Consider the following 10508-nt stretch of genomic DNA (forward strand, 5'->3'; position numbering starts at 1 on the left):
CTCAGGGCGCGGGAGCTCCGGCGTCCGTCGCCTCCTGGAGGTCCGAGGCGCGAGTGGGCAGGTCCGCCACCGCGCCCATGGACACCTCCACCAGGTCCGGCCCGGAGCCCCGTGCGTAGAGCCGGTCCTCCGTGTCCGGCACGGCGTCACCCAGCGACAGCCGCGCCAGCTCGCGTCCGTCCGCGTCGCGCAGCACGACGCCTCGCGACGCGTCGCTGATGCCATAGCGCTCCCAACGCTTCACCTTCGCCTCACCGAACGCGGTGGCCTTCAGCGCCTCCAGCCGGCCCAGCAGCTTCAGCACGCGGAAGTGCTGCGCGCGGCCACCGCCGGGCCCCTCCACCTGCCATGCGTCGCTGTTGCCCTCGCCGCGCGTCACCACCACGGGAGCGGCCTTGCCACCGGGGAGGAACTCCAGGCGCCGCACGGCGTCGCGCGGGAACGACAGCACACGGCGGTCCTTCAACTCCTGCGCGCCCACGTCCAGCGTCGTCAGCGCGCGGGGCTCCACCTCCGCCAGCGTGGATCGAGAACCCTGTTCGCGAAGGGCATGAACGACGGTCGCCCCGTCGCGAGTCACCTGCGCCAGCCTGACGCGGATGGGCTCGCCCGTGGCAGGCACGAAGCGCGCGTCCACGATGGGCGTGTCCAGGCCCAGAGTCTTCCGGTTGGCGGCGGTGTCCTGAGGGAAGGACAGGGCCTGATGGCCTTCGAATGCCTTGAGCAGGTCCGTCAGCCGGCTGGCGTTCGCGCGGGTGGGCTCTGGCTTCTCCATCCGCCACGACTTGCCGTCCGCTTCGCGCGTCAGCGTGTACGCGTGGTCCTTCGCCTTCACTTCAATGGACTGGAGCGACGCGACGTCCAGCGGCCCCAGGAACTCCTTGGCGCGAAGCTCGAACGGGCCCTTGTCCAGTGAGTACCGCACGGCACCGTCCGCCGCGTACACGGTCGCGTCGCCTTCACGGCGCACGTAGACGGAACCATCGAAGGGGTTCTCATCGCCACCGGCCAACGTCACGGTGCGCTGGCGGGACGGATCCTCCGCGCCTTCACCGTTGGCGTCCGGGAGGAAGGCCCGCGCCGTGACGGTGAACGCCGGGGACGTGAGCCCGTACTTCTTCAGGTCCGCGTCCGTTGGCGAGGCATTCACGGTGGACTTGAACTTCGCCGAGGTGAGCTGCTGCACCAGGGCCTCCACCGCGTACGGATCCGCCTTCGCCTCCACGGGAGAGACAATCCGCCAGCCCTCCTGTGTCCGCTCCAGCTCCGTGGTGGCACCGCGAGCCTTCACCGTCAGGTGCGTGAAGACGGGCGTCGGATCCGGAGTCGCGCCACGTCGTGGCTCCGCGGGCTCCGTCGCGAAGAGCTTCGGCGGGGGAGGGGGCTTCTCCTCGTCGCGCGAACACCCCACGGCCAGGAGCCCCCACATCACGACGGTGGAAATCCTCACCGGTTCCTCCGCGACAACCAGACCGCGAGTCCCACGCCCAGCAGCGACAGTGGCAGCAGGTCAGTGGACACGAAGCGCAGGGTCCGCAACTGGTCCTCGCCAAGCTCCAGCGTGGAGGTCTCACGGTCGGGAGGGCGCAGGGTGATCTTCTCCGCCTGATGGGACGCCCAGCCCAGGGCGTTCATCACCAGGTTGCGGTTGGCCTCGTAGCCCCAGTTCGGATCCAGCAGCAGCTCCGAATCGCCCACGGCCACCAGCCGCGCCTCGTCGTAGCGCTTGTTCTCCGCCGCGCGCGTATCCCGGGAGGCGGCGGCCACCAGCGTGAGCTGCCCCATCTTCTCGCCACTGGAGGGCGTGGTGTCCTCCAGGGGCCGCGACTCCACCCACGCATAGGGGGAGCTCAGCAGCACGGGCTCCACCCTCACGCCGGGCAGCAGGAAGCCCTCGCGGACGAGCGTGAAGCTGCGCGGCGTGGGGAGCTGGATGTTGAAGCCGCGCTCCTGCAACGGACGCGTGATGGGGTGCTTGCCGTAGAAGTTCGACACGAGGACGAACGGGTTGCCCGAGTTGAACTGCGGGTCCGCCGCCACGCCCTCATCCACCTGCACGCCGTAGTCCGCGAGGAACAGGCCCAGCCCGTCGTCCGTGTTCGCGTCGGTGAAGTAGAGCAGCCTGCCGCCTTCGCCCAGGTAGGTGCGCAGCGCCGCCACCTCCGGCGCCGTATACGCCTGCTTCGCGCCCGCGATGATCACCAGGCCCGCGTCGCGAGGCACCTCCTTCCGGCCCAGGAGGTTGAGCGGTTCGGGGCGGTAGCCCTCGCGCAGCAGCTGGCGCCGCAGCTCCGTCAGCCCCTCTCCGGCCGTCTCCAGCGACCACTCGCCATGGCCTTCGAGGACGTACACCTTCTGCGCGCCCGTCGCGCTCAGTTGCAGCAGGGCGTTGGTCAGCTCCTGTTCGGCGGGGACGGGCAGGGTGGTGTGGGGCGCGGCAGCTCCTTCGCCACGGGAGACGACGACCAGCGTCTGCCCATCCTTGAGCTGGTACTTCGCGGCCAGGGCCGGCTCGCGGCGCGGATCCACGAAGGCGTAGTCGAAGGCCTCCGGTGCCGCCTCGTGGTAGCGGCGGAACAGCTCCTCCAACTCGCCATAGGACGAATGGGTGGGCGGGATGAGCGCCAGCGCGTGCGCCTTCTCCTTCAGCCCCGCGAGCGTCTGCACCGTCTGCGGCGCGAGCGAGAAGATGCGCTCCTGCGTCAGGTCCCAGCGCTTGTTCTTCCGGAACGCGAGCACGTTGAGCGCCACCAGCACGCCCAGCACCACCAGCAGGGAGAGCACGGAGGACGCGAGGAATCGCCCCGTGCGGCGGGTGCTCGCGCGCCCCAGCTCCTGCCGGTGCGTGACGACGTAGACCGCGAGCATCGCCGCGCCCAGCACCGCCTTGCCCGCGGCGAGCGCCACGCTGCCGGAGGTGAGGAACAGCGTGAAGGGGCTGGACGCGAGCAGCAGCAGGCCGAAGGCCCCCAGCACCCGGGTGACGTGGGTCGCTCTCATGGTCATGCGTAGCGCTGCGCTTCCACCGCGCGGTGGGTGAGCAGCAGCGAGAACAGGATGACGGACGCGAAGAACACCAGCGCCTGCGCCTCCAGGACGCCCTGGATCATCCCCTGCAACTGCGTGTCGAAGGACAGATAGGACAGGAACGAACGCAGCGGCTCCGCGGTGGACTGGGCCACGCCCCGCAGCATCATCCACGGCAGCAGCACGGTGAAGGTGAGGAACGCCGCCAGCATCTGGCTCTCCGTCAGCGCGGAGATGAACAACCCCACCGCCATGCACGTCGCGCCCCACAGCAGCACGGCGCCGTAGCCCAGCAGCACCGTGGGCCACTCCAGCGCGGAGCCGGACGGGCCCGTGCCCACCACGGACAGCATCACCGGGAACACCAGCGTCAGTCCCAGCGTGACGAAGATGAGGCCCAGGCCGCCCAGGTACTTGCCCAGCACGATGTCCACCGGCCGCACCGGCGTCGTGAGCAGCAGCGCGAACGTCTTCTGGCGCTTCTCCTCCGCGAACAGCCGCATGGACAGGAAGGGCGCGACGAAGAGCGTGAGGATCAACACCACGCCCCACAACTGCACCACCACGCCGTCCGTGAGATTGCGGTAGACGATGGAGTCCGGCGGCAGCTTGCTCCAGCCGTGCTCGCGCGCCAGGGCCTGCACCTGCTGGAACTGCTCCAGCAGGCTGACGAAGAAGAACGACGAGAGCGCCGCCATCGCCGTGAACACGGCGTAGGTCCACGGGGTGGTGAAGGCGACGGCCAGCTCCTTGCGGGCAATGGCCAGGGCGGTGCGCATGCGCTTGAGGTTCCTGTTCAGGCGGCGGTCAGCTTGATGAAGACTTCTTCCAGCGACGCGTGCTCGGCCTGGCCATGGGCCTTCGCCAGTTGGTCGATGGCGTCATGGGCCACCACGCGGCCCTGGTGGAGGATGAGGACCTTCTCGCACGTCACCGTGACCTCCGGGAGGATGTGCGTGGACAACAGCACCGTGTGCTTCCCCGCAAGGCTCCGGATCAACGTGCGCAGGTCCGCGCGCTGCGTGGGGTCCAGGCCTTCGGTGGGCTCGTCCAGGATGAGCACCGGCGGCGAACCGATGAGCGCCTGCGCGATGCCCACGCGCTGCTGGTAGCCCTTGGACAGGTTCTGGAGCACGCGGCCCATCACGTCGCTCACTCCGGTGAGCCCCGCCACCCGCTCCACCTCCGCCTTCACCGCGCGGCCGGGCACCTGCTTGAGCGCCGCGACGAACGCCAGGTAGCCGTGCACCGTCAGCTCCGGATACAGCGGCGGCGTCTCCGGCAGGTAACCGATGCGCCGTTTGACCTCCATGGGGTGCGTGGACACGTCGAAGCCCGCCACCTTCGCGCTGCCCCCGGACGGAGGCAGGAAGCCGGTGAGGATCTTCATCGTGGTGGACTTGCCCGCGCCGTTGGGGCCCAGGAAGCCCAAGAGCTCGCCCTCACCGACCGTGAAGGACAGGTCCTCGATGGCCACGCGATCGCGGTAGCGCCGGGTGAGGTTGCGCACCTCGATGATGGGCTTCTCGGTGATTGGCATGCGCGGGGGCGAACTCTACACTGCCCCGGAAGCGAGGCGTGGATGCCAATCGTGGTGCAGAAGTACGGCGGCTCATCGGTCGCTGACGCGGAGAAGCTCGGCAAGGTCGCGCGGCGCGTGAAGCAGAAGCGGGACGCGGGCTATCAGGTGGTCGTCGTCGTGAGCGCCATGGGCGACACCACGGATGACCTGCTGTCCCTGGCCAAGAGCGTGTCCCAGGACCCGCCCCGGCGTGAGCTGGACATGCTCCTCACCTGCGGCGAGCGCATCTCCATGGCGCTGCTGTCCATGGCGCTCCAGGAGCAGGGCGTCCCGGCCATCAGCTTCACCGGAAGCCAGAGCGGCATCATCACCAACGACGCGCACGCCCAGGCGCGCATCGTGGAGGTGCGGCCCTACCGCATCCAGGATGAGCTCGCGCACGGCAAGGTCGTCATCGTCGCGGGCTACCAGGGCGTCTCCTACAAGAAGGAGGTCACGACGCTGGGACGCGGCGGTTCCGACACCACCGCGGTCGCGCTGGCGGCGGCGCTGGACGCGGAGGCGTGTGAAATCTATTCGGACGTGGACGGCGTCTTCAGCGCGGATCCGCGCGTGGTGCCGGACGCGCGCAAGCTGGAGTCGCTGAGCTACGACGAGATGCAGGAGCTGGCGAGCGCCGGCGCCAAGGTGCTCAACGCCCAGGCCGTGGAGTGGGCCAAGGCGCGCGGCATCACCATCCTCGCGCGCACCGCGCACGGCCAGGGCACCGGAACCAGCGTGCAGGAGCTCGCCGTGCCCACCGACAGCCGCGTCAAGGGCGTGACGGCGGACTCGGAGATGGCCGTGCTCGTCGCCCACGCCAGCGTGCCCCTCCAGGAGCTGCTCGAGTTCCTGGACGCGCGCGCCGTCCGGGGCCGCACACTTGCCCATGACGGGTTGCCGGGCGCGCCGGGGCGCACCTACCTGGCGGTGCCGCTCGCGGACATCCATGGCCCGGAGGCGCTCCAGCGCGAGCTGGCCACGCGCTTTGGCGCGGGCGTGGACTGGCAGGACGGCTGGGGCACGGTCACCTGTGTGGGCGTGGGCCTCAACGCGGACTGGGTGCCGCTGCGCAAGGCCCTCTCCGCCGCGGAAGCCCTGAACGCACGGGTCCATGCGGTGAGCACCTCGCCACTTCAGGTGACCCTGCTGGTGGACAAGGCGCATCTGAAGACCCTCACGGCCCGGTTGCATCGCGAACTGCTCGGTAGCTGACACGCGCCTCGCCCGCGCAACCTCCGTTGATCCGGGGAGTTGCGGTCCGCCCCTGGGGACGAGTCGACATCCTCCGTCGAACTTTCTTACTCAGTGGGGGCAGGGCGCTTCCCTCTGAGAAGTCGATGCCTACCCTCCTCGCCTGAACACCTTGGAGGGGTGGCATGGAACACGGGCGTCGCTGGATGGGACTGGGGGTGGTGCTGGCGCTCCTGGTGACGGGGGCCTCGGGGTGCAAGGACTCCGGTCCGGCACCTGGCACGCCTCCCCCTGGCGACCGCCATGATGAGCCGCCGCTGAACAACGACGACGCGGGCGTCATCGGTCCGGACGGCGGCATCGTCGTTCCCGAATATGACGCGGGCACTCCGGAAGAGGAGCCGGACGCGGGCACGCTGCCCGACGGCGGCAGCGCGCTGCCCGAGCGCGACCCGGACGCCGTCCACAAGGAGAACCAGAAGAAGGGCACCACGGGCTGGCGCATCGACAAGAACGCCAACAGCCGTGAAATCGAAGGCTACCCCCTCAAGGCCACCCTGACGCAGGGCGAGTCGCTGCGCGTGGCGGTGTCCCTCTCAGAGGAGCGCAAGTTCAGCTGGTTCGTCTACCGCCTGGGCTACTACGGCGGCGTGGGCGCCCGCGAGGTCGCGCGCGGCGGCCCGGTGCAGGGCACGCGGCAGGCGGACTGTCCGGCGGATCCGACGACGGGCGTCATCGCCTGTTCCTGGTCGCCCACGCTGGAGATCCCCATCGGCGAGAACTGGGTGCGCGGCGTGTACGTGGTGAAGCTCGTGCGCGACGACCGGCCGTCACGCTACGTGCCCTTCTTCGTGCGGGACGCCAACCCGCGCGCGGAGGTCGCGGTGCTCATGCCCACCGCCAACTGGGCGGCGTACAACACCTGGGGCGGCACCAGCCTCTACGATGATCAGAAGGGCGTGATGAAGGCGCACGGCGTCTCGCGCGCCTTCCAGTCCTCCTACGACCGGCCCTACTACCGGGGCCAGGGCTCCGGGCACCTGATGCTGGACGACCTGAGCCTAGTGACGTGGCTGGAGTCGCAGGACCTGGACGTAGGCTACTTCACCGACGAGGACATGGACGAGAGCTACGACTTCCTGCGTGGCGCGAAGGTGTTCATCATGTCCGGGCACGACGAGTACTGGTCCTCCAGGCAGCGCGACCACGCGGACCGCGCGCTGTCCGAAGGGCGGTCCATCATCAACCTGGGCGCGAACAACGCGTACTGGCAGGTGCGGATGGAGCCCTCCGCGGACGGCCGGCCGCGCCGCATCGTCACCTGCTACAAGGGCGCGCCCGAGGATCCGTACAAGGACCAGAGCAGGACGGTGAAGTTCCGCGACCTGCCCGCGCCCCGTCCGGAGAACGCGCTCTTGGGCGTGCAGTTCGCCGCGCGCTGGCACCAGTGGCCCTTCCCGACCGTCATCACCAACCCGGAGCACTGGGTCTTCAACGGCACGGGCTTCAAGGCCGGTGACACGCTGTGGATGGCGAACGGCTACGAGGTGGATCAACTGGTGTCCAATGGCCGCCAGCCGGCCGGCGTGGAGGTGCTCGCGGAGTCGCCCTCGCTGTCGCTCCAGGGCGGCTTCGGCTTCGCTCACATGGTGGTGCGCAAGCAGGGGGACGCGTACGTCTTCTCCGCGGGCGGCATCGACTTCGTGCAGAAGCTGGCCGGGGTGGCGGACCGCGTGGCGGATCCGCGCGCGGGCCGCATCGTGGCCAACGTGCTCTACAAGGCGCTGGGCCGGAAGCTGCCGGGCGACCTGGTGAAGTTCCAGCCCCCGGCGGCACCCACGCCGATGGGGCCGTTCGCCGCGTCCGTGACGACGGTGGCGGGGCAGCCCGGCAAGCGCTGCCAGTCGGGCGCGAAGGTGGCGCCGGACGAACTGGGCGCACCGCTCGCGGTCGCCGTGCTGCCGGATGGCGGCTGGGCGGTGGCGGACTCGCTGGGCAACACCGTGAAGCGCGTGTCTCCGGACGGGAAGATCCACACGCTGCTCACCGGCCTCTACGGCCCCATGGGCATCGCCGCGGACGCGCTGGGCAACATCTACGTGTCCGACACCGAGAACGCGCTCATCCGGCGCATCTCGCCGGAGGGCAAGTCGGAGGTCTTCGCGGGCACCTCGTGGGGCTATCTGGATGGCCCCGCGCTGTCGGCGGCCTTCAACCAGCCGGCGGGCCTGTCGTTCACGCCGGACGGCACGGCGCTGCTGGTGGCGGACCTGAACAACAGCGTCATCCGCCGCATCGACATGGTGACGCCCGGCAACCCGGTGACGACGCTCCAGGGTGACTGGCTCTACCGTCCCTCCGCGGTGGTCCAGGCGGTGGACGGCACCACCTACGTCGTGGAGAGCGGCATGGCGCGCGTGGTGCGCATGCGTGACGGCGTCACCACCGTGGTGGCGGGCTCCACGCCCGGCTTCCGCGACGGCGACCCGAAGGAGGGCCAGATGCTGCCGTACCTGGGCCTGGCGCTGCTGCCGGACGGCTCGCTCGCCATCTCCGACCCCGGCAACTACCGCGTGCGCCGGCTGACCTTCAGCGCGTCCGGCGAGCCGGAGAAGCTGACCACGCTCGCGGGCAGTGGCCGCTATGGCGCGGATGACGGCACGGGCAGGGAGGCCCAGCTGGTGCTGCCCGCCGGGCTCGCGGTGGGGCCGGATGGCACCCTCTACGTCGCGGACGCGGGCAACTCGCTGGTGCGCGCCATCAAGCGCTGATCACCGGCCCGGGTTGCGCATGCCGCCCATGGGCGGCGGCGCGTCCATCTCCTGCCGCGTGCGCCGCCGGTCCGGGGTGTCGCGCGGCAGCTCCACGAAGGTGCACATCTCGCAGAGGCGGCTGTAGATGCGCTCGCCCACGCGCTCGCGCAGCAGCTCCGCGTCCTTCATGGCGGAGCGGGCGTCGTCGGTGGTGCGGTAGCCCGAAGGCGCGCTGCTCCGCGCGCCCTTGCGCTCCGGCTCCAGCGAGTAGTTCGTGGCGAAGAGCGTCGTGCGCCCCGCGTTGTAGCGCCGGGCGATGAGCTCATCGAGCGTCTCCATCTCGAAGGGGCTGCCGCGCCCCTTGCCCAGCTCGTCGATGGCGAGGACCTCCACCTCCGACAGCGGGCCGATGATCTCTCCGCCGCTCTTGCCGTCCTGGAAGCCGCGCCGGATGGTCGCGTAGAGGAGGGAGATTTCGACGTAGCGGGTCCTCACGCCCATCTCCAGCACCAGGTGCCCGAGCGTCGCGGCGATGAGGTGCGTCTTGCCCGTGCCCACCGGCCCGCTCAACACGAAGCCCTTGTTCGTCGCGCCCTTCACGTACTGATTGGCGAAGTGCATCGCCACGCCGCGGCCGCGGTCCTGCGCTTCGTTGAAGGGCCGGTAGTTGTCGAACGACGCGTGCGCCATGACGCCCGGCATCTGCACGTCGTTGTAGAGGGCCACGCGCGTGCGCCGGAGCGTGCACACGCACGGCTCCAGGACCTCATACGTCCGGGGGCCCACCTTCGCGCTGAAGGTGCCTTCCTTCTGCACCAGCCTGTGCCCGCGTCCACCGCACATCGGGCAGTCCACCGAGCACGGACACACCCGCGCGGTCGCGAGCTCTCCGCGCCGCTCGATGAGGTAGGTCCGCCCGCCGCACTGCCCACACGCCTCGCCGTTCGCCTTGGCAGCCATCGGGCCAGCCATAACACCGTCCCCCCTGGCCGTCAGCCCGCTGAACCTTCGTTCAGGCTTGCGAGGGGAGGACAACCCTTCAGGTTTCCTTCATGGCCAGCCGCCGTCTGACGGCCGCCTGGAGCCTGAAGCGCCGGGACACACGCCGCGCGCGGGCCGTCATCAGCTGTTGTTCACCGGTGCGCGCATCCCGCCACACCGTGCGTCGCTCCGCGAAGGGCAGGGCGCGCAAGAGCGCCAGCAGCGCCCAGGCCTCCTGCTGATCCATGGCCGCGGGCTCGCGCGGCACGCACGCGAGCACCGTGTCCAACAGCCGGTGCACCCGTGGCGCCAGCGCGGCTTCACGCTCCGTCAGTGCCCGCAGCGCCGAGCACAGCCTCGCGTGCCGGACCTCCTCCCACGAACGGGCAGGGCGCTTCTTCGAGGAGGCCGGAGGGGCTTCCTCTCCCTGGCCTGCGGACAGGTCGCGGTACTTGCGGATCTCCGTCTCCACCTGGCGCCGGCACGCTCTGAGTGAACGCAGCACCGGCTCGCCGGGCCGCGCGTCCCACAGCGCCTTCTCCGCCGAGCGCGAGATGCCACGCGCCACGACCTCGAAGGGCACGCCCTCCCTCGCCCACGCGGTGACGAGCTCGGTGTCCAGCGCGGACAACATCAGGCCCGCGCCGCGCACCGCGAGGAAGTAGTCCTGCACCAGCTCCTCGAAGCTGGCGCTCTCCGGCAGAAGACTCATGATCCGACAACCACTCCAGGCAGGGCGGCCAGACGAACAGCCGCCAGCTTCCCATACCTGTTGGGGCCTGCCGTGCAACCTTCCTGTCGCTGTCTGGAGCGGTGTCGGCGGACAGCGAAATTGAAGTTTTCCCGCTTGCTATCCGACGGACCGGACGTCCCGTCGTCTGAGTTGACCCGCCTTGCGCAAACCGCGCATAGTACGGGTCCCCTCATGGAAATTCCCGAAGATTCCCGGACACTTGCCAAGCAAGCAGGCATCCGCGGACACCGGTTACCCG

8 protein-coding genes are annotated in these 10508 nt (G+C 69.9%); 2 read left to right on the forward strand and 6 right to left on the reverse strand.

Annotated features, from left to right (window positions below; genetic code table 11):
• Window position 1 precedes the first annotated feature (1 nt).
• Genes ACX114_RS12670 through ACX114_RS12685 form a run of 4 tightly spaced genes read right to left on the reverse strand, consistent with a single transcriptional unit; the run spans window position 2 to window position 4567 of the window.
• The gene (locus ACX114_RS12670; protein WP_459300144.1) at window positions 2-1429 is read right to left on the reverse strand and encodes a DUF4340 domain-containing protein; all 1428 of its coding nucleotides are present in this window, start codon (window positions 1427-1429) and stop codon (window positions 2-4) included.
• Between the two features lie 17 nt (window positions 1430-1446).
• Entirely contained in the window at window positions 1447-3000 is a 1554-nt protein-coding gene (locus tag ACX114_RS12675; protein WP_459300146.1) for a GldG family protein, read from the reverse strand.
• Window positions 3001-3002: 2 nt separating this feature from the next.
• Entirely contained in the window at window positions 3003-3806 is an 804-nt protein-coding gene (locus ACX114_RS12680) for an ABC transporter permease (RefSeq protein WP_459297928.1), read from the reverse strand.
• A 17-nt stretch (window positions 3807-3823) separates the two neighbouring features.
• Window positions 3824-4567 carry an ABC transporter ATP-binding protein gene (locus tag ACX114_RS12685; protein ID WP_459297930.1) on the reverse strand — a complete coding sequence of 248 codons (744 nt, stop codon included), beginning with the start codon at window positions 4565-4567 and terminating at the stop codon, window positions 3824-3826.
• A gap of 42 nt (window positions 4568-4609) precedes the next feature.
• On the opposite strand from ACX114_RS12685, the gene ACX114_RS12690 reads away from it, so the two are divergent.
• The gene (locus ACX114_RS12690; protein ID WP_459297932.1) at window positions 4610-5803 is read left to right on the forward strand and encodes an aspartate kinase; all 1194 of its coding nucleotides are present in this window, start codon (window positions 4610-4612) and stop codon (window positions 5801-5803) included.
• A gap of 164 nt (window positions 5804-5967) precedes the next feature.
• The gene (locus ACX114_RS12695) at window positions 5968-8553 is read left to right on the forward strand and encodes a N,N-dimethylformamidase beta subunit family domain-containing protein (RefSeq protein WP_459297934.1); all 2586 of its coding nucleotides are present in this window, start codon (window positions 5968-5970) and stop codon (window positions 8551-8553) included.
• Here the strand turns inward: ACX114_RS12695 and ACX114_RS12700 are convergent, their stop codons facing one another.
• Entirely contained in the window at window positions 8554-9495 is a 942-nt protein-coding gene (locus tag ACX114_RS12700) for an ATP-binding protein (RefSeq protein WP_459297936.1), read from the reverse strand.
• Window positions 9496-9574: 79 nt separating this feature from the next.
• Window positions 9575-10228 (reverse strand): hypothetical protein, encoded by a 654-nt coding sequence (locus ACX114_RS12705; protein ID WP_459297938.1) that lies wholly within the window; start codon window positions 10226-10228, stop codon window positions 9575-9577.
• Window positions 10229-10508: the final 280 nt, after the last annotated feature.

Source organism: Corallococcus sp. M7 (assembly GCF_054512695.1).